24 protein-coding genes and 1 pseudogene are annotated in these 23572 nt (G+C 62.2%); 22 read left to right on the top strand and 3 right to left on the bottom strand.

The features are described from left to right. Window positions 1–10 precede the first annotated feature (10 nt). The 12 genes from sctF to HAQ05_RS12400 all read left to right on the top strand — a co-directional run bounded on the left by sctF (window position 11) and on the right by HAQ05_RS12400 (window position 7182). A complete protein-coding gene (gene sctF / locus HAQ05_RS12455; RefSeq protein ID WP_190420978.1) occupies window positions 11–271 on the top strand; it encodes a type III secretion system needle filament subunit SctF in 261 nt (86 codons plus the stop codon). 55 nt (window positions 272–326) lie between these two features. Continuing rightward, complete coding sequence (gene sctI, locus HAQ05_RS12450) at window positions 327–635, top strand: type III secretion system inner rod subunit SctI (protein ID WP_190420970.1); 309 nt, start codon at window positions 327–329, stop codon at window positions 633–635. After that, window positions 632–1363 (top strand): EscJ/YscJ/HrcJ family type III secretion inner membrane ring protein, encoded by a 732-nt coding sequence (locus HAQ05_RS12445; RefSeq protein WP_190420968.1) that lies wholly within the window; start codon window positions 632–634, stop codon window positions 1361–1363. The genes sctI and HAQ05_RS12445 overlap by 4 nt, the downstream gene beginning before the upstream one ends. Then, window positions 1347–1916 (top strand): hypothetical protein, encoded by a 570-nt coding sequence (locus HAQ05_RS12440; protein WP_190420967.1) that lies wholly within the window; start codon window positions 1347–1349, stop codon window positions 1914–1916. The genes HAQ05_RS12445 and HAQ05_RS12440 overlap by 17 nt, the downstream gene beginning before the upstream one ends. Next, window positions 1888–2139: a hypothetical protein gene (locus HAQ05_RS12435; protein ID WP_190420964.1), complete on the top strand. Its 252-nt coding sequence runs from the start codon at window positions 1888–1890 to the stop codon at window positions 2137–2139. The genes HAQ05_RS12440 and HAQ05_RS12435 overlap by 29 nt, the downstream gene beginning before the upstream one ends. Window positions 2140–2148: 9 nt before the next feature. Beyond that, complete coding sequence (locus HAQ05_RS12430; protein WP_190420963.1) at window positions 2149–2595, top strand: hypothetical protein; 447 nt, start codon at window positions 2149–2151, stop codon at window positions 2593–2595. Continuing rightward, window positions 2579–3004: a hypothetical protein gene (locus HAQ05_RS12425; RefSeq protein WP_190420961.1), complete on the top strand. Its 426-nt coding sequence runs from the start codon at window positions 2579–2581 to the stop codon at window positions 3002–3004. The genes HAQ05_RS12430 and HAQ05_RS12425 overlap by 17 nt, the downstream gene beginning before the upstream one ends. Before the next feature lie 25 nt (window positions 3005–3029). After that, window positions 3030–4076: a hypothetical protein gene (locus HAQ05_RS12420; RefSeq protein WP_190420959.1), complete on the top strand. Its 1047-nt coding sequence runs from the start codon at window positions 3030–3032 to the stop codon at window positions 4074–4076. Between the two features lie 65 nt (window positions 4077–4141). Then, window positions 4142–5587: an aminotransferase-like domain-containing protein gene (locus HAQ05_RS12415; protein ID WP_190421217.1), complete on the top strand. Its 1446-nt coding sequence runs from the start codon at window positions 4142–4144 to the stop codon at window positions 5585–5587. A gap of 87 nt (window positions 5588–5674) precedes the next feature. Continuing rightward, entirely contained in the window at window positions 5675–6172 is a 498-nt protein-coding gene (locus HAQ05_RS12410; RefSeq protein WP_238935118.1) for a translation initiation factor 2, read from the top strand. Between the two features lie 109 nt (window positions 6173–6281). Then, window positions 6282–6536 carry a YkgJ family cysteine cluster protein gene (locus tag HAQ05_RS12405; protein WP_190420957.1) on the top strand — a complete coding sequence of 85 codons (255 nt, stop codon included), beginning with the start codon at window positions 6282–6284 and terminating at the stop codon, window positions 6534–6536. A 40-nt stretch (window positions 6537–6576) separates the two neighbouring features. Beyond that, complete coding sequence (locus HAQ05_RS12400; protein WP_190420955.1) at window positions 6577–7182, top strand: START domain-containing protein; 606 nt, start codon at window positions 6577–6579, stop codon at window positions 7180–7182. A gap of 77 nt (window positions 7183–7259) precedes the next feature. Here the strand turns inward: HAQ05_RS12400 and gltA are convergent, their stop codons facing one another. Beyond that, on the bottom strand, window positions 7260–8549 hold the full coding sequence (gltA, locus tag HAQ05_RS12395; protein ID WP_190420953.1) for a citrate synthase: 1290 nt from the start codon (window positions 8547–8549) through the stop codon (window positions 7260–7262). 351 nt (window positions 8550–8900) lie between these two features. Between gltA and sdhC the strand changes: the two genes are divergently transcribed. From sdhC to ada, 10 genes and pseudogenes are all read left to right on the top strand, one after another. Next, entirely contained in the window at window positions 8901–9287 is a 387-nt protein-coding gene (gene sdhC, locus HAQ05_RS12390) for a succinate dehydrogenase, cytochrome b556 subunit (protein WP_190420951.1), read from the top strand. Then, window positions 9281–9649 (top strand): succinate dehydrogenase, hydrophobic membrane anchor protein, encoded by a 369-nt coding sequence (sdhD, locus tag HAQ05_RS12385; RefSeq protein WP_190420949.1) that lies wholly within the window; start codon window positions 9281–9283, stop codon window positions 9647–9649. Before sdhC ends, sdhD begins: the two co-directional genes overlap by 7 nt. A 3-nt stretch (window positions 9650–9652) precedes the next feature. Continuing rightward, window positions 9653–11425, top strand: a complete 1773-nt coding sequence (sdhA, locus tag HAQ05_RS12380; protein ID WP_190420947.1) for a succinate dehydrogenase flavoprotein subunit — start codon at window positions 9653–9655, stop codon at window positions 11423–11425. Window positions 11426–11436: 11 nt separating this feature from the next. Beyond that, on the top strand, window positions 11437–12141 hold the full coding sequence (locus HAQ05_RS12375) for a succinate dehydrogenase iron-sulfur subunit (RefSeq protein WP_190420945.1): 705 nt from the start codon (window positions 11437–11439) through the stop codon (window positions 12139–12141). Between the two features lie 251 nt (window positions 12142–12392). Beyond that, on the top strand, window positions 12393–15224 hold the full coding sequence (locus HAQ05_RS12370; protein ID WP_190420943.1) for a 2-oxoglutarate dehydrogenase E1 component: 2832 nt from the start codon (window positions 12393–12395) through the stop codon (window positions 15222–15224). 42 nt (window positions 15225–15266) lie between these two features. Further along, window positions 15267–16505: a 2-oxoglutarate dehydrogenase complex dihydrolipoyllysine-residue succinyltransferase gene (gene odhB / locus HAQ05_RS12365; protein WP_190420942.1), complete on the top strand. Its 1239-nt coding sequence runs from the start codon at window positions 15267–15269 to the stop codon at window positions 16503–16505. Window positions 16506–16600: 95 nt separating this feature from the next. Then, window positions 16601–18037: a dihydrolipoyl dehydrogenase gene (gene lpdA, locus HAQ05_RS12360; protein ID WP_190420940.1), complete on the top strand. Its 1437-nt coding sequence runs from the start codon at window positions 16601–16603 to the stop codon at window positions 18035–18037. 216 nt (window positions 18038–18253) lie between these two features. Further along, complete coding sequence (gene sucC, locus HAQ05_RS12355) at window positions 18254–19420, top strand: ADP-forming succinate--CoA ligase subunit beta (protein WP_190420938.1); 1167 nt, start codon at window positions 18254–18256, stop codon at window positions 19418–19420. Next, window positions 19420–20301 carry a succinate--CoA ligase subunit alpha gene (gene sucD / locus HAQ05_RS12350; RefSeq protein ID WP_190420936.1) on the top strand — a complete coding sequence of 294 codons (882 nt, stop codon included), beginning with the start codon at window positions 19420–19422 and terminating at the stop codon, window positions 20299–20301. The genes sucC and sucD overlap by 1 nt, the downstream gene beginning before the upstream one ends. 157 nt (window positions 20302–20458) lie before the next feature. After that, window positions 20459–21340: pseudogene (gene ada, locus HAQ05_RS12345) on the top strand (bifunctional DNA-binding transcriptional regulator/O6-methylguanine-DNA methyltransferase Ada); the annotation flags it as partial. On the opposite strand, the gene HAQ05_RS12340 reads toward ada, so the two are convergent. Together HAQ05_RS12340 and HAQ05_RS12335 are read right to left on the bottom strand one after the other, a co-directional pair. Further along, on the bottom strand, window positions 21298–22878 hold the full coding sequence (locus HAQ05_RS12340; RefSeq protein WP_190420932.1) for an ABC transporter ATP-binding protein: 1581 nt from the start codon (window positions 22876–22878) through the stop codon (window positions 21298–21300). The pseudogene ada and the gene HAQ05_RS12340 sit on opposite strands and share 43 nt — an antisense overlap. A 10-nt stretch (window positions 22879–22888) precedes the next feature. Further along, the coding region (locus HAQ05_RS12335) for an ABC transporter permease subunit (protein WP_190420930.1) at window positions 22889–23572 on the bottom strand (684 nt) is incomplete at its 5' end.

The following is a 23572-nucleotide window of genomic DNA, read 5'->3' as shown; positions in this document are numbered from 1 at the left end:
AGTAGTACTCATGGCAAACGTATCCGTTCCGGTCCGCTTCGCAAACGATTTTCTCGGCCAGCAGGCCAATGGCTTCGAACAAGGCGCCCAAGAACTCAAGACAGTGCTCGATGATGCCTTGAACGAGCTGCACAGCGACCCCTCCAACCCGGGCCTGCTGGCCGCCTATCAAGCGGCGTTCTCCTCGTACAACGTGTTCCGCAACGCAGCGACCAACACCATCAAGGGCTTCAAGGAAATCGACTCCACGATTATTCAGGCCGCTCGCTGACCCCCCCATGGCGCCGGCCCTGCCGTGCGCCATTCTTTTTTTACAGGAAGGTTCCATGTCAATCCTCGCTATCTCGGATGTTGGCGCAGCCGGCACCCAAATCGCGGCGCTTTCCAACGACTCGATGGCCACCCCCGTGTCCCTTGAGGACCGCCTGCTGGGCGCTTATGCCTCGGCCGGTGTCGAAACCCGCCAGGCCGAAGCGGCGATCCAGGCAATCATCGACAGCCCCGATATTACCCACCCGGAAGTGCTGGCCAAGTTGCAAACCCAGTTGGCGCAGTACAACGTCGATGTCACGTTGCTCAACGCCCTGGTTCGCAAAGCGGTGGGTACGGTAGAAACCTTGTTGCGTGCCTCATGAAAACATTCGCCCTATTGGTGGTGGCGTTGCTGGCGTTGGCTGGTTGCCGCCAACCCGAATTGTTACAGGGCCTGGACCAAATGCAGGCCAACGAAGTGGTTTCGGTACTGCAGCGCAACAACATCGCGGCGAACAAACGCGAAAACGGCAAGCTCGGCTACTCGGTGCAAGTAGGCCAGGCCGACTTCGCGGCGGCGGTAGACCTGATCAACGCCTATGCATTGCCGTCGCGCCCACGCACGGAGGTGGCCGACCTGTTCCCTTCCGATGCGCTGGTCGCGTCTCCGCGCGCGGAAAAGGCCCGGTTGTTCTCAGCGCTGGAGCAACGCCTGGAACAATCGTTGAACACCCTGGATAGCATTACCGCCGCGCGTGTGCACGTCAGCTATGACCTGGACACCGGCGAAGGCGGGCGCAAGGCTGCCCCGATGCACCTGTCGGCATTGGCGGTGTATGAGCGTGACGTCGATCCCCAGGCCCTGGTGAACGATATCAAAAGGTTTTTGCGCAACAGTTTTGCCGGGGTCGAGTACGACAACATTTCCGTGGTGTTGAACAAGCGTACCTTGACCCAGCATGCCGGCCCGGTAACCGCTGCCAGCGCAAGCCCGTGGCCTTTGTTACTCGGCTTGGCCGCTGTGCTGGTGCTGCTGGTTTTCGGCGCCGCCGCATGGTGGCAACGTGAGCGTATCCAGCAGAAGGTGGCTGAGTATGCCAAGCCACGCTGATGCCTGGCGCCAGGTTATCGAGCAGCCTTTGGCCTATCTGCACCCGGCACGATTAAGCGTGCCGCGGGACCTGGACACTCCCCACCTGCGTACCGCGCTGGGCCCGGTGCTGGTCGAGGCGCTGGGGTTGGCGCCAGGGCAGGGGCAGTGGGCCTGCCAACCTGAATGTCGGTGGTGGGTGCAACACTGGCGATGCTTGCCGAGCGCAGCGCACTGGGTAGCGGCGTACCTGCTGTGGCCGCAGTTGGCCTGGGGGGCCGCCCTGCAGGGGCTGAGCCCGGCGCAGCGGCGCTTCGCCACGTTCGCCCTGGGTGCGCGGGCCCCTAGCGGCATAGCGCCGGCGGTGCCGTTGCCGCTTCGCCTGGAAGCCACCGGCCTGCGCTGCCTGCAAGGTGCCGCCGGCGGGCTGCCGGTTGCGTTGCGCCAACGCCTGCCGCTGCAGTTCAGCCCGGCCGCCGAAGCCTTGGCACTGACCTTGCCGGCGCTGCCCGCCGATTTTCGATTACTCGTTCAAGCGGTGAATTATGCTCGATTCTCTCAAAACGCTGGCTGATGCCGGCGAGGAGCCATTGCTCATCAGTGCCCAGGCGCTTGCCAGTGCCCAGCAGCAACGGCGGCTGCAGGCCGAAGCGCAGCGCCGGGCGCGGCAACTGGTAGAGCAGGCCCAGCAGGAGGCGCAAGCGCTGCGCCTGGCGGCGTACCGCGAAGGCTATGTGCAAGGCATCACCCACGCCGCTGCCGATGTGGCCCAGTGGCTGCTCGGTGAACAAGGCTAGGCGCAGCGCATGCGCCAAGAGGCCGCCAATGCCTTGCAAGCGCGGCTTGGCCAATGCTTGCTCAGTGAGCAGTGGGTAAGTTGCTTGGCCGAACATTGGCTGGCCGAGCGCGAGGCTTCGCCCGGCCAATGCCTGGGGCTGTGGTTGCCACGGGCGTGCCAAGCCAGCCATGTAGCGTTACGTGAGCGCCTAAACCAGCATTGGCAAGGGCCGCTGCAGGTGCACTATCACGATCAAGAACGGTTCTTGTTCCGCTTGGGCGACCAGGTGCTGGAACTGGACGTACCCGCCACTGCCGAACGGGAAGCCCTGCAATGGGTACGCCAGCTCGGCCGCTCGGGCACTGGGGCGCGCGCCTTGGATGCCGAGGTGCGCGAACAGGTGCAAGCGTGGTTTGGCCGTTTGCTGGATGAACTCACACCCATTTTGGAGCCTGAACATGATCCCGAGCATTGACCGCAGCCCCACACGTGCCAGCCAGGCCAACGCGGGCACCGTCACCGACCTCGACACGCGTGTGGGCGCTACGGTGCCCTTGCCAGGGCCAGACCCGGAGCTGGAGGCTATCTATTCGCAGTTGTTGGAGCGGGCACCAGAAGGGCGCACCGCCGTTTTAAACTTTTTGAAACAATATGCCAACGGGGATGGAGCGCTTTTGTATAAAACCGCGCAGGGGCAAATGGGCATATTGCAGAAGATGCTGGCGAGCATGAAAAGCCGCGGCGAGGAAGGGCGGCCTGAATACAAGGTACTGTCAGATACCTTTGCCTCTGCCTTTGCCTCCAATGCGCTTATCCAGCAGTTTATGCAAGATGTATTCAGCCCCGAGGCACAAGCCGAACTGGAAGAAGACAGTGGCTGGTGACTCGGCATAATAAAGGTCACGTGCCATGCCTGCAGTATCCGCCTCATACCCCGTTACCGCACTTTACAACATGTATCAAAACGCTTCGCCGCTACAGAGCGTATGGGGCCGTTTAACCAAGGCGGTCAATAGCGCCCAGGTGATAACCGGCCCCTTGCATAACCTCGCCAGCGTGGCGTTGCGTACCGGCATCATCGCCGGTTGTACGGCAGCGTTCGAGGGCTACATTCGCGGTGTGCTGGCCGGGGTGGTCGGTGATGCCGAAGGCGAAGATGCCAACGCTCGATTAGCCAGCCAATGGCTGCTGCTGGTTCCCACCGCACTGAACGCCGTCGGGTTTCTCCGGGATGTGATCCAGAAGCGCGCCACGGGCGCCAGTTGTGCTGGCCGGCTGGCGATGATGGCGTTGAGCGCGTCCAGCGCCGGCACTGTCTTGGCCCTTGCCAATCCGCGCGACTTCGTGGCAAGCACGCTGGCCAGCGCCTTGTATTCCATGCTGCGCGACGGCATTAGTAAGTTCATACCGCTCAAAAGTAACGGTGCCGACCTCCAGCCAATACCCACCGTGATGGCGGCAGGTTCCTTCGCCCTGACTGGGGTGGCGGTGAACGAACTGCAAGGCTGGGTTTTGTCCGGGCTTGGCTCTCCAGCCCCCTGGGTGCAGGTCGCCTTGCCGGCAGCATTCACTGCCGTGCATGCGTCCGTGGACGACTTCGTGCTGATTACCGCCAATGGCGCCAGCGGGCCGTTGCGGATTAGCCCTGCATTCGAAAAGCTCACGCCCAACCGGGTGCTCGACGGCACGTTAACCAACGGCGCCCTGCGCAGCAGCGCACTGGGCGTTATCCAAATGGCGGGGCCGCTTGCGGCCGACGCGGTAGCGCAGTTGGGTGTGGGCCGCATGGCCAGCGCCTCGCTGCCCACGGGGCTGTTGATGTTTACCGTATACCTGCCGTTCGTGGCAGGCACTTTGGCCCGTGACGAGCGCGGGTACGGCAGTGGCGTCGAGCTGATAGCGGTGAGGTCGTTGAGCGAAGAGGGCCGGCCGGGGAGTCAATGCGCGGTAGTATAGTGGCCCACCGAAGATGAATGGCGTACAGTTCGCGGTCCAGCGGCTGCTACAGCTTCGAGCCATCGATGATTCCACCGTTGTTATATCAGCGTGTCGCCCAACAATTGGCCGACGACATCCGCCGGGGCGTTTACCGCCCCGGCGAGAAGGTGCCGTCGGTGCGCAAGCTCAGTGCGCAGCTTAACGTTAGCCATGCCACGGTGCTGCAGGCGTATGCCAGCCTGGAAGACCAGGGCCTGATCCGGGCCCGCCCGCAGTCGGGCTATTACGTGCACCAAACGCCAGCGCTGACAGCCTCGACCCCGGACATCGCCAGGGTCGAGCGCCCGGGGTTGGTCACCCGCAGCAGCATTATCGAGCAGGTGCTGGACGAGTCACGCAAGGAGGGCGTGTTCCCCCTCGGTGCCGCAGTGCCGCACCCCTCTTACCTGCCGGTGCGGGCACTGCACCAGCAATTGGCGCGGGTGACTCGGTTCCAAAGCCAACGGGCCTTCAGCTACATGTTCAGCCCCGGCTATGAGCCGCTGCGGCGGCAGATTGCCATACGCATGCGCGATGCCGGCGTGGTGGTCGACCCCAGCGAGGTGGTAATCACCCACGGCGCGGTGGATGCCCTGCAAATGGCCTTGCGGGTGCTCACCCGCCCCGGCGACCTGATCGCGGCGGAATCGCCCACCTACTATGGCCTGCTGCAGCTGGCGGACCTGTTGGGCCTCAAAGTGATCGAGATCCCCAGCGACTCGGCATTGGGGATCAGCGTGGAGGCTTTGCAATTGGCGGCCAACCAATGGTCGATCAAGGCGCTGGTGTTGTCGGCGCGGCTGAGCAACCCACTGGGCAGCACCATGCCTGAAGAACGGCAAAAACACCTATTGCGCCTGGTGGCGGATTTCAACATTCAGGTGATCGAAGACGACGTGGCCGGCGAGTTGGTATTCGACCCCGGGCGTTACAAGGCGCTGAAGGCTTACGACAAGGCCGGGCTGGTGGTGTACTGCTCGAGTTTTTCCAAAACGCTCGCCCCCGGGCTGCGCATCGGTTGGATGCTGGCTGGCCGGCACCAGGCCGAGGTACAGCGGTTGCAAACGTTCAGCACCCATTCGGCGTGCAGCGTTACGCAAATGGCGGTGGCCGGTTATCTGGAACATGGTGGCTACGACCGCCAACTGCGTTACGTGCGCCAAGAGTTTCGCAAGAACCTCAGTGTTTACCAGTTGGCGGTGCAACAGCATTTTCCGGCCGGCACCCAAATGACCCGCCCGGTCGGTGGCTTCGTGCTGTGGGTAAGCTTGCCGGGCCGGGTCGATACCCAAGAGCTGCACGTGCGTGCCCTGGAGCATGGGCTGTCGATCGCCCCGGGGCTGATTTTCAGCAACACTGAACAATTCAACCACTGCATCCGGCTCAATTGTGGTATTGCATGGAACCACGAAACCGAACAGGCATTGATGACCCTGGGCTGGTTGGCCACCCAATTGTGCCAGGAGGGCGGCCACGGCACGGTTTATTAGCCATTCATGGGGCCTCACTTGCTACCCGCCCGCCCAAGCGAGAGCATAGGGGCTTTGAATTTGCGTTTTGCTTTGGCTGCCTCGCCCATGAAACGACTCAACGTCATCGGCCTGCTGTTGGGCCTTTCGCTTTGCGCGATGGCCGGCGCTGCCACACCAATGCCCGAACCGGGCATTAGGCCGGCCGGCCTTTTACTGGCCGAAGCGGGCCAGGGGCCGGCGACCCAGGCCAAGCGTGTGCCGGCAAAAAAGGCGCCGACCCAACCGCCCGCTGGCAAACAGCCTAAAAAGGCTGCCAACAAAACGCCGGCACGCAAGCAGGCCGATGCTATTGCTAATGAGTTACCCAAGCCTAAGCTGGACTTGACCTTGCCCAAAGGCATGGTCCAAAAGCTCGAACCCCAGGCCAAAATTGACGCCGAAGAGGTGCCCAAGCCAGTATTGCCCAAGCTGTTCGAGCAGAAACCACCCGACGGCTTCGAGCTCAATGGCCGCTTGCTTAGCAACGAGATGGACCTGAACCTGCGCACTGAGGCGCGCAAGGATGTAGACGGCGCGGCGCTGGATTTCAAATTCCCGCAATAAAAAAGGTTCGCTCGGTGGTTTGAAACGGCCGTTTGAGCCGATACTATCGACCGAGCGTGATGCAGGTTGGCTGCACCACGCTCGGTCGTTCCGTTTCATGAGGTCGTCCATGCAATGCCGTTCCGGTTGCGGCGCTTGTTGCACCGCGCCCTCGATCAGTTCCTCGATACCGGGTATGCCCCATGGCAAGCCCGCCGGGGTGCGCTGCGTGCAATTGTTGGAAGACTACCGCTGTGGCCTCTTCGGTGACCCACGCCGCCCCCCGGTGTGTTCGGGCTTTCGGCCAGGGCCCGAGGTGTGCGGTGATGATCGTGAAGCGGCCATCCGCTTGATCGGCTGGCTGGAGGCGGCTACGGCAGCTTGATACGGCTGCGCTTTTGATCTTCTAACAACAAGGAAAACCCATGAGATCGACCCCAAGCATTGCACTGCTGTTCACCCTCGCACTCACGCCGCTTGCCGCCGCCCACGCCGAGGATTGGCAAGTCGCCAAGAGCGAGCAGGGCATTACCGTATCGCTGGCCGACGTACCCGGGTCCAGCTACAAGGCCTACCGCGGGACCACCTTGATCAACGCCAGCCTCGATAAAATCCGCGCCTTGCAGGAGGACCTGCCCAATGCCTGCCGCTGGATACATGAATGCAAGGTATCGAAGCTGCTCAAGTCTCACGGTGCCGAGGCGTGGACCTATACCCAGTTCAACACCCCATGGCCGGTGACGCCCCGTGATTCGGTGGTGCATGTGGTAAGCCGCGAAGCCGCCGATGGCAGCCTGACCCGCACCCTGGAAGGTGTGCCGGGTTATATCCCGGAAGAAAAGGGCTTCGTGCGGGTTACCGAGGTGAAGGGCTTTTGGGCACTGGTGCCTAAAGGGCCCAACAGTACCGAAGTGACCTACCAGGTGCATACCGAGCCAGGCGGTAGCGTGCCGTCATGGGTCGCCAACAAGTTTGTGGTCGACGCGCCGTTCAATACGTTGAAAGGGTTGAAGGCGGCTGCGGAAAAATAGGGCAGCATTTGGCGGTGTTACAAGGGCAGGTCAAACCCTTTAGCACTTGAAACCGCCCCGAGGGGCGGTTTCGATGCTTATTTCCGGTCTTCGAGCCTGACCAGATCGCGCTTGCGCTCGCCGGTATACAACTGGCGAGGGCGGCCGATTTTGTACGGGCTGGAGAGCATTTCTTTCCAGTGCGAGATCCAGCCCACGGTGCGAGCCAGGGCGAAGATCACGGTGAACATGCTGGTCGGGATGCCGATCGCCTTGAGGATGATACCCGAGTAGAAGTCGACGTTCGGGTACAGGTTGCGCTCTTTGAAATACGGGTCGTTACGGGCGATTTCGTCGAGCTTCATCGCCAGTTCCAACTGCGGGTCGTTCTTCACGCCCAGCTCGGCCAGCACTTCGTCGCAGGTTTGCTTCATGACCTTGGCGCGGGGGTCGAAGTTCTTGTACACGCGGTGGCCGAAGCCCATCAGCTTGAACGGATCGTTCTTGTCTTTAGCCTTGGCCAGGTACTTGTCGATGTTGGACACATCGCCAATTTCATCGAGCATGGCCAGTACCGCTTCGTTGGCGCCGCCGTGGGCCGGGCCCCAGAGTGCAGCGATGCCCGCGGCGATACAGGCGAACGGGTTGGCCCCGGAGGAGCCGGCCAGGCGCACGGTAGAGGTGGACGCGTTCTGCTCGTGGTCGGCATGCAGGATGAAAATCCGGTCCATCGCGCGGGCGAGCACCGGGCTGATCGGTTTGATCTCGCACGGTGTGTTGAACATCATATGCAGGAAGTTTTCAGCATACGAAAGGTCGTTGCGCGGGTACAGCATCGGTTGGCCGATGGAGTACTTGTACACCATTGCCGCCAGGGTCGGCATTTTGGCAACCAGGCGGATCGCCGAGATTTCGCGATGCTGCGGGTTCTTGATGTCGAGCGAATCGTGGTAGAACGCCGATAACGCACCGACCACGCCGCACATCACCGCCATGGGGTGGGCGTCGCGGCGAAAGCCATTGAAGAACGTTTTGAGCTGCTCGTGCACCATGGTGTGGTTTTTCACGGTGCTGACGAACGTGGCCTTTTGCTCGGCGTTGGGCAGTTCGCCGTTGAGCAGCAGGTAACAGGTTTCGAGGTAGTCCGATTGTTCGGCCAATTGCTCAATCGGGTAGCCGCGGTGCAGCAGCACGCCCTGCTCGCCGTCGATGTAGGTGATGCTCGATTCGCATGAGGCGGTGGACATGAAACCCGGGTCGAAGGTGAACACCCCCGAGGCGGTCAGTGTACGGACGTCGATGACATCAGGGCCAAGGGTGCCATTTAAAATGGGCAGCTCGACGGGGGCGGCGCCCTCGATGATCAACTGCGCTTTTTTGTCAGCCATATGGCCTCCTATTTTATGCTTCAAATCATCTGACAGACCCCCCACGCAGGGCCCGCACCACTATAGTGGGATAAATACCAAAGTCAATTTGCCAAGTGTTAGCCTTTAGCCGCACGCCAGAGGGCTTTTTTTCTGCTTTTCAACGCCATTTACGCCTTTTACGGGGTGTTTGCAATGCGCCCTTCGGGGCAGTGCTGTGCGTTGTCATTAGTTTCCTAACTGTCTATACTCGGCGTCCGACCGCCAGCGGCTCGCAAAGGCCAGCTTACGTGGTCGTCACTCCCTGGGTGGTGGGTACCTGACCAGTACACTTCCCGACAACTTGCCCTGCTTGCAAGGGGGCTCTTCAGTGTGAAAAAAGCCGTGAATAGCCAACGACCTGTAAACCTCGACCTAAGGACCATCAAACTCCCCGTCACAGCCTACACGTCCATTCTCCACCGCATTTCGGGTGTCATCCTTTTCGTCGGCATTGCCATCGCGCTCTACGCGCTGGGCAAGTCGCTCGGCTCCGAGGATGGCTTCGGCGAGGTGAAGGCGTTCATGACCAGCCCGCTGGTCAAGCTGGTGACGTGGGGCCTGCTTTCTGCCCTGCTGTACCACCTGGTAGCCGGGGTGCGCCACCTGGTGATGGATACGGGCCTCGGCGAAACGCTTGAAGGCGGCAAGCTGGGCTCGAAAATCGTCATCGTCGTCTCGGTGGTGCTCATCGTTCTGGCAGGAGTCTGGGTATGGTAACCAACGTCACAAACCTGTCCCGTTCGGGCCTCTATGACTGGATGGCACAACGGGTGTCTGCGGTCGTGCTCGCGGTTTATTTCATTTTCCTCATCGGATACCTCGTGGTGCACCCGGGCCTCGATTTCGCCCAGTGGCACGCGCTGTTCGCCAACAACTGGATGCGCATCTTCAGCCTGCTGGCCCTGGTCGCCTTGAGCGCCCACGCCTGGGTTGGCATGTGGACCATCTCCACCGACTATCTCACGCCGATGGCGTTGGGTAAGTCGGCGACGGTCGTGCGGTTCCTGTTCCAGGCGGTATGCGGCGTGGTGATGTTCGCTTACTTCGTCTGGGGTGTGCAGATTCTTTGGGGTATTTGATACATGTCTAGCATTCGTACACTGAACTACGACGCCATCATCATCGGTGGCGGCGGCGCCGGCATGCGCGCGGCGCTGCAATTGGCACAAGGCGGCCACAAGACCGCCGTGGTCACCAAGGTGTTCCCGACCCGTTCGCACACCGTGTCCGCCCAGGGCGGCATCACCTGCGCAATCGCCTCGGCCGACCCGAACGACGATTGGCGCTGGCACATGTACGACACCGTGAAGGGGTCGGACTACATCGGTGACCAGGATGCCATCGAATATATGTGCCAAGTGGGGCCACAGGCGGTCTTCGAGCTGGACCACATGGGCCTGCCATTCTCGCGCACCGAAACCGGCCGTATCTACCAGCGCCCCTTCGGCGGCCAGTCCAAGGACTTCGGCAAGGGCGGCCAGGCGGCGCGCACCTGCGCCGCGGCCGACCGTACCGGCCACGCGCTGTTACACACCCTGTACCAGGCCAACCTGAAGAGCGGCACGACCTTCCTCAACGAATGGTATGCCGTGGACCTGGTGAAGAACCAGGACGGCGCCTTCGTGGGTGTGATTGCCATTTGCATCGAAACCGGCGAAACCGTTTATATCCGCGCCAAGGCCACCGTGCTGGCCACCGGTGGTGCCGGGCGTATCTATGCCTCCACCACCAATGCGTTGATCAACACCGGTGACGGCGTGGGCATGGCCCTGCGTGCCGGCGTGCCGGTGCAAGACATCGAAATGTGGCAGTTCCACCCCACCGGCATCGCCGGCGCCGGTGTGCTGGTCACCGAAGGGTGCCGTGGCGAGGGTGGTTACCTGATCAACGCCAATGGCGAGCGCTTCATGGAGCGCTATGCGCCCAATGCCAAAGACCTGGCCGGCCGCGATGTGGTGGCCCGTTCGATGGTCAAGGAAGTGCTGGCCGGCAATGGCGTGGGCCCTAACAAGGACCACGTACTGCTTAAGCTCGACCACCTCGGCGAGGAAGTGCTGCACAGTCGCTTGCCGGGTATCTGCGAGTTGGCCAAGACCTTCGCCCACGTCGACCCAGTGGTCGCACCGATCCCGGTGATCCCGACTTGCCACTACATGATGGGCGGCGTAGCCACTAACATCCATGGCCAGGCCATCACCATGGGCACCGATGGCGTCGACCACATCATCCCGGGGCTGTTCGCCGTGGGTGAAGTGGCGTGCGTGTCGGTTCACGGGGCCAACCGCCTGGGTGGCAACTCGCTGCTCGACCTGGTGGTGTTCGGCCGCGCGGCCGGCCTGCACCTGGAGAAAGCGCTATCTGACGGTATCGAATACCGCGACGCCAGCGACACCGACATCGACGTGGCACTGTCGCGCTTGGCCGGCCTCAACGAGCGCAACAGCGGCGAAGACGTCGCCAGCCTGCGCCGCGAGCTGCAGAACTGCATGCAGAACTACTTCGGCGTGTTCCGTACCGGCGAATACATGGAAAAAGGCATCGCCCAATTGGCGGGCCTGCGTGAACGTATCGCCAACGTCAAGATCAATGACAAAAGCCAAGGCTTCAACACGGCGCGTATCGAAGCCCTGGAACTGCAAAACCTGCTGGAGGTTGCCGAGGCTACGGCGATCGCCGCCAATACCCGAGAAGAATCCCGGGGCGCGCACGCCCGCGAAGACTTCGAAGACCGTGACGACGAGAACTGGCTGTGCCACACCCTGTACTTCCCTGGGGAGAAACGTGTGGCCAAGCGCTCTGTCAACTTCGCGCCGAAGACCGTACCGGCCTTCGAACCTAAAGTCCGGACTTACTAAGGGTGATCACCATGTTGCAAGTCAGCGTCTATCGTTACAACCCTGACCAGGACTCCGCGCCGGCGATGGTGGATTTCCAGGTCGACACCGGCGGCAAGGACTTGATGGTCCTGGACGTGCTGGCCTTGATCAAAGAGCAGGACGAAGGGTTCTCCTACCGCCGTTCCTGCCGCGAAGGCGTGTGCGGTTCCGACGGCATGAACATCAACGGCAAGAACGGCCTGGCGTGTATCACGCCGCTGTCTGCCGTGGTCAAGGGCGACAAGCTGGTGCTCCGCCCACTGCCAGGTTTGCCGGTCATACGTGACCTGGTGGTCGATATGAGCATCTTCTATAAGCAGTACGAGAAGGTGAAGCCATTCTTGCAGAACGACACGCCGGCTCCGGCCATCGAGCGCCTGCAAACACCGGAAGAGCGCGAAAAGCTCGACGGCTTGTACGAGTGCATCCTGTGCGCTTGCTGCTCGACGTCTTGCCCGTCCTTCTGGTGGAACCCAGACAAGTTCCTGGGCCCGGCTGCACTGCTGCAGGCCTATCGCTTTTTGGCCGACAGCCGTGATACCCGCACCAGCGAGCGCCTGGCGTCATTGGATGACCCGTTCTCGGTATTCCGCTGCCGCGGCATCATGAACTGCGTGAGCGTGTGCCCCAAGGGGTTGAACCCCACTAAGGCCATCGGCCACGTGCGTAACATGTTGTTGTCTAGCGGTATCTGATCCACCGCAGCACCGCAGCACCGCAGCACCGCAGCACCGCAGCACCGCAGTGTGCCGTGTTTCGGGCCTTGGCCCGCGCCATGGCGAAATCGGGCAGGGCCCACGGGCCTTTGCCTTTACTTTGAAGCAATGAGACCAGCAGGGGCAGCCGGGCTGGTACCCGGAACATCTGTGGGATCCTTGGTGGCTTGCGGCACGCGAGCGCGCTGTGGTTCACGCCGGTGGTGGCCCCTAACCGAGGGTGACCAAGCATGCAAGAAAGCGTGATGCAGCGCATGTGGAACAGCGCCTACCTTTCAGGTGGTAACGCGGCCTATGTGGAAGAGCTCTATGAGCTTTACCTGCACGACCCTAACGCTGTGCCAGAAGAGTGGCGCACTTACTTCCAGAAATTGCCCGCCGACGGCAGCACCGCTCCCGATGTTTCGCACTCGACCGTTCGCGACCATTTCGTATTGCTGGCGAAGAACCAGCGCCGCGCACAGCCGGTGTCTGCCGGTAGCGTGAGCAGCGAGCATGAGAAAAAGCAGGTTGAAGTACTTCGAATGATCCAGGCCTTCCGGCTGCGTGGCCACCAGGCTGCCCAACTGGACCCGTTGGGGTTGTGGAAACGGCCCGCGCCGGCCGACCTGTCGATCAATCATTACGGCATGACCAATGCCGATCTAGACACGACCTTCCGTACCGGCGACCTGTTCATCGGTAAGGAAGAAGCGAGCCTACGTGAAATTTACGAGGCCTTGCAGCAGACATATTGCCGCACCATCGGCGCCGAATTCATTCACATCGTCGATTCCGAGCAGCGTAGCTGGTTCCAGCAGCGCCTCGAGAGCGTGCGTGGCCGGCCGGTATTCTCGCCCGAGGTGCAGACCCACATACTCGAGCGCGTCACCGCCGCCGAGGGCCTGGAAAAATACCTGGGCACCAAGTACCCCGGCACCAAGCGTTTCGGCCTGGAAGGCGGCGAAAGCTTGATCCCGATGCTCGATGAGATCATCCAGCGCTCCGGCTCTTACGGTTCGAAAGAAATCGTCATCGGCATGGCCCACCGCGGGCGCCTGAACGTGCTGGTCAACACCCTGGGCAAGAACCCACGTGAGCTGTTCGACGAGTTCGAAGGCAAGAAAAAGGTCGAGCTGGGCTCCGGTGACGTGAAGTACCACCAGGGCTTCTCCTCCAACGTGATGACCGGTGGCGGCGAAGTGCACTTGGCGATGGCGTTCAACCCGTCCCACCTGGAGATCGTTTCGCCGGTGGTGGAAGGGTCCGTGCGCGCCCGCCAAGACCGCCGCAACGATGCGAATGGCGACAAGGTGGTGCCGATTTCCATTCACGGCGACGCTGCCTTCGCGGGCCAGGGTGTGGTGATGGAAACCTTCCAGATGTCGCAAACCCGCGGCTTCAAAACGGGCGGTACCATCCACATCGTGGTCAACAACCAGGTGGGTTTCACCATCAGCAACCCGCTGGATGCGCGCTCTACCGAGTACGCCACCGACGTTGCCAAGATGATCCAGGCGCCGATCCTGCACGTGAATGGCGATGACCCGGAAGCGGTGCTGTTCATTACCCAACTGGCCGTCGACTACCGCATGCAGTACAAGCGCGATGTGGTCATAGACCTGGTGTGCTACCGCCGCCGCGGCCACAACGAGGCCGACGAGCCGAGCGGCACCCAACCGCTGATGTACCAGCAGATCGCCAAGCAGCGCACCACCCGCGAATTGTTCGCCGAACGCCTGGTTCAAGCCGGTGCCGTGACCACCGAGGCCGTTCAGGCCCAGGTAGACGAGTACCGCAACGCGCTGGATAACGGCTTGCACGTGGTCAAGAGCCTGGTCAAGGAGCCGAACAAGGAACTGTTCGTAGACTGGCGCCCCTACCTGGGCCACTCCTGGACGGCCCGCCACGATACCCGTTTCGACCTCAAGACCCTGCAGGAACTGTCGGCCAAGCTGCTGGAAATTCCCGAGGGGCTGGTGGTGCAGCGGCAAGTGGCGAAGATCCTCGAAGACCGCCAGAAGATGCAGGCCGGCGGCTTGCCGATCAACTGGGGCTACGCCGAAACCATGGCTTACGCCACCTTGCTGTTCGAAGGCCACCCCATCCGCCTTACCGGCCAGGACGTAGGCCGCGGCACCTTCTCGCACCGCCATGCAGTGCTGCACAACCAGAAGGATGAAAGCACCTACGTACCGATGAACCACCTGTACAGTGGCCAGCCGGCCTTTGACCTGTACGACTCGTTCCTCTCCGAGGAAGCGGTGCTGGCCTTCGAATACGGTTACTCGACCACTTCGCCGAACGCGCTGGTGATTTGGGAAGCCCAGTTCGGTGACTTCGCCAACGGCGCGCAGGTGGTGATCGACCAGTTCATCACCAGCGGCGAGCATAAGTGGGGCCGCCTGTGTGGCTTGACCATGCTGTTGCCACATGGCTACGAAGGGCAGGGCGCCGAGCACTCGTCGGCGCGCTTGGAACGCTACCTGCAGTTGTGCGCCGAGCACAACATCCAGGTGTGCGTGCCGACCACCCCGGCACAGATCTACCACTTGCTGCGCCGCCAGGTCATCCGCCCGCTGCGCAAACCGCTGATCGTGCTCACGCCCAAGTCGCTGCTGCGCCACAAACTGGCGATATCCACCCTGGAGGACTTGGCCGAAGGCTCGTTCCAGACCATCATCCCGGAGATCGACAATATCGCCCCGGCGAAGGTCGAGCGCTTGGTGCTGTGCAGCGGCAAGGTGTACTACGACCTGTTGGAGAAACGCCGGGCCGAAGGCCGCGACGACACCGCCATTTTGCGCATCGAGCAACTGTACCCGTTCCCGGAAGACGACTTGGTCGAAATCCTCGCGCCGTACACCAGCCTCAAGCACGTGGTGTGGTGCCAGGAAGAGCCGATGAACCAAGGTGCCTGGTATCAAAGCCAGCATCATTTCCGCCGTATCCTGGCAGGCCACAACAAGGGCCTGTTCCTGGAATACGCCGGGCGCGATGCGTCGGCCGCGCCGGCCTGCGGTTACGCTTCGATGCACGCCGAGCAGCAGGAAAAACTGCTGCGCGATGCCTTTACCGTTTAAGGCCTTCGAGCCAACGAAACCGAATTTAAGGAACCACTGAGAATGGCTATCGAGATCAAAGCCCCCACTTTCCCGGAATCGGTTGCCGATGGCACCGTTGCCACCTGGCACAAGAAACCGGGCGAGGCCGTTAAGCGTGACGAGCTGATTGTCGACATCGAAACCGACAAGGTTGTACTGGAAGTGCTCGCCACCGCTGACGGCGTACTGGGCGCGATCGTCAAGAACGAAGGCGACACTGTTCTGTCCGACGAGCTGCTGGGTTCGATCGAAGCGGGCGGCGCCGCGGCACCGGCGGCGGCGCCTTCGGCTGCCGCCCCCGCTACCGACGCCCCCGCCGCCGCGCCTGCTGCCGCCGCGCCTGCCACTGAGGACGACACCCTCGGCGCACCCGCGGCGCGCAAGCTGGCCGAGGAAAACGGCATTGCCCTGTCGAGCATCAAGGGCACGGGTAAAGATGGCCGCGTGACCAAGGAAGACGTGGTCGCTGCCATCGAAGCGAAGAAGAGCGCCCCCCAGGCCCCGGCCGCCAAGCCCGCCGCTGCTGCCGCCGCACCTTCGGTACAAGGCAGCGGCGACCGCACCGAGAAGCGCGTGCCGATGACCCGCCTGCGTGCGAAGATCGCCGAACGGTTGGTCGAGGCACAGTCGAACATGGCGATGCTGACCACCTTCAACGAGGTCGACATGACCGAAGTGATGGCGCTGCGCTCGAAGTACAAGGACCTGTTCGAGAAGAGCCACAATGGTGTGCGCCTGGGCTTCATGTCGTTCTTCGTCAAGGCCGCTACCGAGGCGCTTAAGCGTTACCCGGCGGTGAACGCGTCGATTGACGGCAACGACATCGTTTATCACGGTTATGCCGACGTCGGCGTGGCCGTGTCCAGCGATCGCGGCTTGGTGGTGCCGGTGCTGCGCAATGCCGAGCTGATGAGCCTGGCCGAGATCGAGAATGGCATCGCCACCTTCGGCAAGAAGGCCCGCGACGGCAAACTGTCGATGGAAGAAATGACCGGTGGCACCTTCACCATTACCAACGGTGGTACCTTCGGTTCGATGATGTCGACCCCGATCGTCAACCCGCCGCAGGCCGCGATCCTGGGCATGCACAACATCCTCCAGCGCCCGATGGCCATCAATGGCCAAGTGGTGATTCGGCCGATGATGTACTTGGCATTGTCTTACGATCACCGCTTGATCGATGGCAAGGAAGCGGTCACGTTCCTTGTTACTATCAAGAACCTGCTGGAAGACCCGGCTCGTCTGCTGCTGGATATTTAAAACGCAGCTGCAAGCGACAAGCGGCACGCTTCGGCAGAAGCCTGTGCCAGCGCTTGCAGCGTAAAGCTTGCAGCTTGTAGCACTAAGGATCCTTTATGACTCAGAAATTCGACGTAGTAGTGATCGGTGCCGGCCCTGGTGGGTACGTGGCGGCGATCAAGGCCGCCCAACTGGGCCTGAAAACCGCCTGCATCGAGAAATACACCGACAAGGATGGCAAGCTCGCCTTGGGCGGTACCTGCCTCAACGTCGGTTGCATTCCCTCCAAGGCGCTGCTCGACAGCTCCTGGAAGTACAAGGAAGCGAAAGAAAGCTTCAACGTCCACGGCATCTCCACCGGCGAGGTGAAGATGGACGTGGGCACGATGATCGGCCGCAAGGCCGGTATCGTGAAAAACCTCACCAGCGGCGTGGCCACCTTGTTCAAGGCCAACGGCGTGACTTCCATCGAGGGCCACGGCAAACTGCTGGCCGGCAAGAAGGTCGAAGTGACCAAGCCGGACGGTACCACCGAGGTGATCGAGGCCGACAACGTGATCCTGGCCTCAGGTTCCCGCCCGATCGACATTCCGCCCGCCCCGGTTGACCAAAAGGTCATCGTCGATTCCACCGGTGCCTTGGAATTCGCCTCTGTGCCTCAGCGCCTGGGTGTGATCGGTGCTGGCGTCATCGGCCTGGAGCTGGGCTCGGTTTGGTCTCGCCTGGGTGCTCAAGTGACCGTGCTCGAAGCTCTGGACACCTTCCTGATGGCTGCCGATGCCGCCGTGTCCAAGGAAGCCTATAAAACCCTGACCAAGCAGGGCCTGGATATCAAGCTGGGTGCCCGCGTGACCGGTTCGAAGGTCAACGGCGAAGAAGTCGAAGTGACCTACACCGACGCCAATGGCGAACAGAAGATCACGTTCGACAAGCTGATCGTGGCCGTCGGCCGCCGCCCGGTGACCGCCGACCTGCTGGCGTCGGACAGCGGCGTGGACATCGACGAGCGCGGCTTTATCTTCGTCGATGACTACTGTGCCACCAGCGTACCGGGCGTTTATGCCATCGGTGACGTGGTGCGCGGCCTGATGCTGGCGCACAAGGCGTCGGAAGAAGGCGTGATGGTCGTCGAGCGCATCAAGGGCCATAAAGCCACCATGAGCTACGACTTGATCCCGTCGGTGATCTACACTCACCCGGAAATTGCTTGGGTGGGCAAGACCGAACAGTCACTGAAGGCCGAGGGCATTGAAGTGAATGTGGGCACCTTCCCGTTCGCTGCCAGCGGCCGTGCCATGGCCGCCAACGACACCGGCGGTTTCGTCAAGGTTATCGCCGATGCCAAGACCGACCGCGTACTGGGTGTACACGTGATCGGCCCTAGCGCTGCAGAATTGGTGCAGGAAGGCGCCATCGCGATGGAGTTCGGCACCAGTGCCGAAGACCTCGGGATGATGGTGTTCTCCCACCCCACGTTGTCCGAGGCGCTGCACGAGGCAGCCCTGGCCGTGAATGGCGGTGCCATCCACGTGGCCAACCGCAAGAAGCGTTAACACAATAAGAAACCAACGGCGCACTGCCCGTCGTAAGCCCAGGGCTTACCGCGGAATGTACGCCGGACGCGACCTTGTAGAGCAGCAGGGCGCCGAGTGAGCGACGCGACCCCGGTGCCCGAACCGCTTTTGCAATAAGCAGTCACAGGTGGCGCGGCACCCCTCCATTGGGGCGCAGCGCCGAGAGCGCAGTACCTAACGAAGACGGTAAAAAGCATGAATCTTCACGAGTATCAGGGTAAGCAGCTGTTCGCTGAGTACGGCCTGCCGGTATCCAAGGGCTACGCGGTAGACACCCCGGAAGCCGCCGCAGAGGCGTGCGACAAAATCGGCGGCACCGAATGGGTGGTCAAAGCCCAGGTCCACGCGGGTGGCCGCGGTAAAGCCGGTGGCGTAAAACTGGTCAAGAGCAAAGAAGACGCCAAGGCATTTGCCCTCCAGTGGTTGGGCAAGCGCCTGGTGACTTACCAGACCGATGCCAATGGCCAGCCAGTCACTAAGATCCTGGTCGAGTCGTGCACTGACATCGCCAAGGAACTGTACCTGGGCGCGGTGGTGGATCGTTCCAGCCGTCGTATCGTGTTCATGGCTTCCACCGAGGGCGGTGTCGACATCGAAACCGTTGCCCATAACACCCCCGAGAAAATTCTCAAGGCCACCATCGACCCGCTGGTCGGCGCACAGCCGTACCAAGGCCGTGAACTGGCCTTCAAACTGGGCCTGGAAGGCAACCAGATCAAGCAGTTCACCCAGATCTTCGTGGGCCTTGCCAAGCTGTTCAAGGACTACGACCTGGCCCTGCTGGAAATCAACCCGCTGGTGATCAAGGCCGATGGCAACCTGCATTGCCTGGACGCCAAGATCAACATCGACAGCAACGCCGTGTACCGCCAGCCAAAACTGCGCGAGTTCCACGACCCGTCGCAAGATGACCCGCGCGAAGCCCACGCCGCCAAGTTCGAACTGAACTACGTGGCCCTGGAAGGCAACATCGGCTGCATGGTCAACGGCGCGGGCCTGGCCATGGGCACCATGGACATCGTCAACCTGCACGGTGGCAAACCGGCCAACTTCCTCGACGTAGGTGGCGGTGCCACCAAGGAACGTGTGACCGAAGCGTTCAAGATTATCCTGTCCGACAGCAATGTGAAGGCCGTTCTGGTCAACATCTTCGGCGGTATCGTTCGCTGCGACATGATTGCCGAAGGCATCATCGGCGCGGTGAAGGAAGTGGGCGTGAAAGTGCCGGTAGTCGTTCGCCTTGAGGGCAACAATGCTGAACTGGGCGCCAAAGTACTCGCGGAAAGCGGTCTGAACATCATCGCGGCTACCAGCCTGACCGACGCTGCGCAACAAGTCGTCAAAGCCGCGGAGGGCAAGTAATGAGCGTCCTGATCAATAAAGACACCAAGGTCATTTGCCAGGGCTTCACCGGCTCGCAAGGCACCTTCCACTCCGAACAGGCCATCGCCTACGGCACCAAGATGGTCGGCGGCGTAACCCCGGGCAAGGGTGGGAGCACCCACCTGGGCTTGCCGGTGTTCAACACCGTCAAGGAAGCCGTGGAAGCCACCGGTGCAGAAGCCTCGGTGATCTACGTACCGGCCCCGTTCTGCAAGGACTCGATCCTCGAAGCGGCCAATGGCGGCATCAAGCTGATCGTGTGCATCACCGAAGGTATCCCCACCCTCGACATGCTCGACGCCAAGGTCAAGTGCGACGAACTGGGCGTGCGCCTGATCGGCCCGAACTGCCCTGGGGTGATCACCCCAGGCGAGTGCAAGATCGGCATCATGCCTGGCCACATCCACTTGCCAGGCAAGGTCGGTATCGTTTCCCGTTCCGGCACCCTGACCTACGAAGCGGTCAAGCAGACCACCGACGCCGGCTTCGGCCAGTCGACCTGCGTGGGCATCGGCGGTGACCCGATCCCGGGTTCGACCTTCATCGACATCCTGAAGCTGTTCCAGGAAGACCCGAAAACCGAAGCCATCGTGATGATCGGTGAAATCGGTGGTTCGGCCGAAGAAGAAGCCGCGGCCTACATCAAGGCCAACGTGACCAAGCCGGTGGTGAGCTACATCGCTGGTGTGACCGCACCGCCCGGCAAACGCATGGGCCATGCGGGCGCGATCATCTCCGGTGGTAAAGGCACCGCCGACGAGAAGTTCGCCGCCCTGCAAGACGCCGGCGTGAAAACCGTCCGCTCCTTGGCCGACATCGGCAAGGCGCTGTCGGAACTGACCGGCTGGCCGGTCAAGTAAGGGTTAGCCCTTATGCTGCACAAAGGCCACCTTCGGGTGGCCTTTGCCGTTGTTGAGCACAAGAAACGGGAGGCGCCAATGCCCAGGCTTGGTTAGCCTGCAGCTTATAGCCGACGCCTCGAGGACATTTGCCATGCCGCCCCCCACACGCCGCGCCCAGCATGCCCGCCTGGTGGTCGAAGCCTGCCGGCAGATCGACCGGGCCGAAGCCCCCCCGCGCCTCGACGCGCTGGCCGAACGGGCCGGGTTGAGCCCGGCGCATTTTCACCGGCTGTTCAAGGCGCACACCGGCCTGACACCCAAGGCTTACGCCGATGCCGCCCGTGCGCGCCGCGCCCGTGACGGCTTGGCCGACCCTTCGCGCAGTGTGACCGCCGCCGCTTACGACGCAGGCTTCAACGCCCACAGCCGCTTTTATGCCAGCAGCCAACCGCGCTTGGGCATGCCGCCGAAGCAATTTCGCCAAGGCGGGGCAGGGGTGCACATCCGCTTTGCCTTGGCCGCGTGTTCCCTGGGCACGATCCTGGTCGCCGAAAGCGACAAAGGCATCTGCGCCATTCTGCTGGGCGACGAGCCGGAGCGTTTGCTGGAGCAGCTGCAAGACAGCTTCCCTCGTGCCGAGTTGATCGGTGCCGACCCCGGGTTCGAACAGCGGGTGGCGCAAGTGGTGGGTTTCGTCGAGGCGCCGCGCTTGGGCCTGGCCTTGCCGTTAGACATCCGCGGCACGGCCTTTCAGGAACGGGTGTGGCAGGCCCTGCGCGACATCCCGCCCGGCGAAACCGCCAGTTACACACAGGTGGCCGAACGTATCGGCCAGCCCGGCGCGGTGCGCGCCGTGGCCCAGGCCTGTGGCGCCAACCGCCTGGCGGTGGCGGTGCCCTGCCACCGGGTGGTGCGCCACGACGGGGCGTTGGCAGGGTACCGCTGGGGGGTAGAGCGTAAGCGGGCATTGCTGGGCAAGGAAAACGCGGTGCAGCCGGAACCCGTATCCAGCGCTCAGCCTTCCAATGCCGACGCCTCCAACAGCTCCCGCGTATAAGGGTGCTGCGGCGCCTCGAACACTTGGTCGCTGGGCCCATGCTCCACCACCTGACCATCCTTGACCACGATCACGTCATGGGCCAGGGCGCGCACCACGGCCAGGTCATGGCTGATGAACAGATACGTCAACCCATGGTGCTCCTGCAGCTGGCGCAGTAACGCTACCACCTGCTTTTGCACGGTGCGGTCCAGTGCCGAGGTGGGTTCGTCGAGCAACATCAGCGCCGGCTTGAGCACCAGCGCGCGGGCGATGGCGATGCGTTGGCGCTGGCCGCCGGAGAACTCGTGCGGGTAGCGGTGCCGGCTGGCCGGGTCCAGCCCCACTTCTTCCAGGGCCTGGACCACCAGCCGCTCACGCTCGGCAGCGTTTGCACTGGAGTGCACCTCCAGGCCCTCGCTGATGATCTGCGCCACCGACAGGCGCGGGCTGAGGCTGCCGAAGGGGTCTTGAAACACCACTTGCATGCGCTTGCGCCATGGCCGCAGCTGTTTTTCGCTCAGCCCCTCCAACGCCTGCCCCTCGAAGCGAATGCGCCCTTCGGCGGGCAGCAGGCGCAGGATTGCTTGGCCCAAGGTGGATTTACCCGAACCGGATTCGCCCACGATCCCCAGGGTTTTACCGCGCTGCACACTCAGGCTGATGCCATCCACCGCCTTGATCGCGTGCAGCGGCTTGCGCCACCAGCCGCCGCCCAGCAGGTACCACACCTTGAGCTGTTCTACCTGCAGCACCACCTCGCGGGTATCCCGGGGCAGCGCCGTGCCGGCAGGCTCGGCATCCAGCAACAGGCGGCTGTAGGGGTGCTGCGGCGCTTTGAACAACTGCGCGCAGGGTGCCTGCTCTACCACCTGGCCTTGTTTCATCACGCACACGCGCTGGGCGATGCGCCGCACCAGGTTGAGGTCGTGGCTGATCAACAGCAACGACATGCCCAGGCGCTGCTGCAGTGATTTGAGCAGCAGCAGGATTTTGCGCTGCACGGTCACGTCCAGCGCCGTGGTCGGTTCGTCTGCGATCAGCAGGTCTGGCTCGCAGGCCAGGGCCATGGCGATCATCACCCGCTGGCGCTGCCCACCGCTGAGTTGGTGGGGGTAGGCCTTGAGCCGTTGCCGGGCGTGCGGGATACCGACCAACTCGAGCAGTTCCAGGGTACGCGCGGTGGCGGCCTTGCCAGACAACCCCTTGTGTACCAACAAGGTTTCGCCGATTTGCCGTTGCACCGTGTGCAACGGATTGAGCGAGGTCATCGGCTCCTGGAAGATCATCGCCACCCGGTTACCACGCAGGTGGCGCAGAATGCGCGGGCCCGCCCCGAGCAGTTCCTGCCCGCGGTAGCGGATGCTGCCTTCGCAGGTGCAGGCGGCGGTCGGCAGCAGTTGCAAGATCGAGTGGGCGGTTACCGATTTGCCGGAACCGGACTCCCCCACCAAGGCCAGGCACTCTCCTTCGAAAATATCCAGGCTTACCCCGCTCAACGCCGGTTGCCCGGCGAAGGCCACATGCAAGTCGCGGATTTGGATCAAGGCTTCGCTCATGGGGGCTCCGTCAGCGGCGAGGGTCGAAGGCGTCGCGCAGCGCCTCGCCAATGAATACCAGCAGGGTCAGCAGCAGGGCCAGGGTGAAAAAGGCCGTAAGGCCCAGCCAGGGGGCTTGTAGGTTTTCCTTGCCCTGGGCGACCAACTCGCCCAATGACGCGCTGCCAGCGGGCATGCCAAAACCGAGAAAATCCAACGCCGTGAGCGTGGAAATCGCACCGGTTAGGATGAACGGCAAATAGCTCAGGGTGGCGGTCATCGCATTGGGCAGGATGTGCCGCACGATCACCCGGCGGGTGGGCAGGCCCAGCGCACGGGCGGCTTTCACATACTCAAGGTTGCGCCCACGCAGGAACTCGGCGCGTACCACATCGACCAGCGCCAACCAGTTGAACAGCGCCATGATCCCCAACAACCACCAAAAATTCGGCTCGACGAAGCCGGATAAAATGATCAACAGGTACAGCACCGGCAAGCCTGACCACACCTCCAGCAGGCGTTGGCCGAACAGGTCGACCCAACCGCCGTAGTAGCCCTGCAGGGCCCCGGCGGCGATACCGATCAGCGAGCTGATCAAGGTAAGCGCTAGCGCAAACAGCACCGAAACGCGGGTGCCATAGAGCACACGCGCCAGTACGTCGCGGGCCTGGTTGTCGGTGCCCAGCCAATTCTGTGTGGTGGGCGGGCTCGGGGC

It is taken from the genome of Pseudomonas typographi, assembly GCF_014694385.1.
Classification (GTDB): Bacteria; Pseudomonadota; Gammaproteobacteria; order Pseudomonadales; family Pseudomonadaceae; genus Aquipseudomonas; species Aquipseudomonas typographi.
Note: the sequence above shows the minus strand (reverse complement) of the source record. Positions and strands in the feature narration are given on the sequence as shown.

What these genes read in the sequence shown, in the direction of transcription:
- sctF (WP_190420978.1), top strand. Translation starts at nt 11, where the DNA reads ATGGCAAACGTATCCGTTCCGGTCCGCTTCGCAAACGATTTTCTCGGC.
- sctI (WP_190420970.1), top strand. Translation starts at nt 327, where the DNA reads ATGTCAATCCTCGCTATCTCGGATGTTGGCGCAGCCGGCACCCAAATC.
- HAQ05_RS12445 (WP_190420968.1), top strand. Translation starts at nt 632, where the DNA reads ATGAAAACATTCGCCCTATTGGTGGTGGCGTTGCTGGCGTTGGCTGGT.
- HAQ05_RS12440 (WP_190420967.1), top strand. Translation starts at nt 1,347, where the DNA reads ATGCCAAGCCACGCTGATGCCTGGCGCCAGGTTATCGAGCAGCCTTTG.
- HAQ05_RS12435 (WP_190420964.1), top strand. Translation starts at nt 1,888, where the DNA reads ATGCTCGATTCTCTCAAAACGCTGGCTGATGCCGGCGAGGAGCCATTG.
- HAQ05_RS12430 (WP_190420963.1), top strand. Translation starts at nt 2,149, where the DNA reads ATGCGCCAAGAGGCCGCCAATGCCTTGCAAGCGCGGCTTGGCCAATGC.
- HAQ05_RS12425 (WP_190420961.1), top strand. Translation starts at nt 2,579, where the DNA reads ATGATCCCGAGCATTGACCGCAGCCCCACACGTGCCAGCCAGGCCAAC.
- HAQ05_RS12420 (WP_190420959.1), top strand. Translation starts at nt 3,030, where the DNA reads ATGCCTGCAGTATCCGCCTCATACCCCGTTACCGCACTTTACAACATG.
- HAQ05_RS12415 (WP_190421217.1), top strand. Translation starts at nt 4,142, where the DNA reads ATGATTCCACCGTTGTTATATCAGCGTGTCGCCCAACAATTGGCCGAC.
- HAQ05_RS12410 (WP_238935118.1), top strand. Translation starts at nt 5,675, where the DNA reads ATGAAACGACTCAACGTCATCGGCCTGCTGTTGGGCCTTTCGCTTTGC.
- HAQ05_RS12405 (WP_190420957.1), top strand. Translation starts at nt 6,282, where the DNA reads ATGCAATGCCGTTCCGGTTGCGGCGCTTGTTGCACCGCGCCCTCGATC.
- HAQ05_RS12400 (WP_190420955.1), top strand. Translation starts at nt 6,577, where the DNA reads ATGAGATCGACCCCAAGCATTGCACTGCTGTTCACCCTCGCACTCACG.
- gltA (WP_190420953.1), bottom strand. Translation starts at nt 8,549, where the DNA reads ATGGCTGACAAAAAAGCGCAGTTGATCATCGAGGGCGCCGCCCCCGTC.
- sdhD (WP_190420949.1), top strand. Translation starts at nt 9,281, where the DNA reads ATGGTAACCAACGTCACAAACCTGTCCCGTTCGGGCCTCTATGACTGG.
- sdhA (WP_190420947.1), top strand. Translation starts at nt 9,653, where the DNA reads ATGTCTAGCATTCGTACACTGAACTACGACGCCATCATCATCGGTGGC.
- HAQ05_RS12375 (WP_190420945.1), top strand. Translation starts at nt 11,437, where the DNA reads ATGTTGCAAGTCAGCGTCTATCGTTACAACCCTGACCAGGACTCCGCG.
- HAQ05_RS12370 (WP_190420943.1), top strand. Translation starts at nt 12,393, where the DNA reads ATGCAAGAAAGCGTGATGCAGCGCATGTGGAACAGCGCCTACCTTTCA.
- odhB (WP_190420942.1), top strand. Translation starts at nt 15,267, where the DNA reads ATGGCTATCGAGATCAAAGCCCCCACTTTCCCGGAATCGGTTGCCGAT.
- lpdA (WP_190420940.1), top strand. Translation starts at nt 16,601, where the DNA reads ATGACTCAGAAATTCGACGTAGTAGTGATCGGTGCCGGCCCTGGTGGG.
- sucC (WP_190420938.1), top strand. Translation starts at nt 18,254, where the DNA reads ATGAATCTTCACGAGTATCAGGGTAAGCAGCTGTTCGCTGAGTACGGC.
- sucD (WP_190420936.1), top strand. Translation starts at nt 19,420, where the DNA reads ATGAGCGTCCTGATCAATAAAGACACCAAGGTCATTTGCCAGGGCTTC.
- HAQ05_RS12340 (WP_190420932.1), bottom strand. Translation starts at nt 22,878, where the DNA reads ATGAGCGAAGCCTTGATCCAAATCCGCGACTTGCATGTGGCCTTCGCC.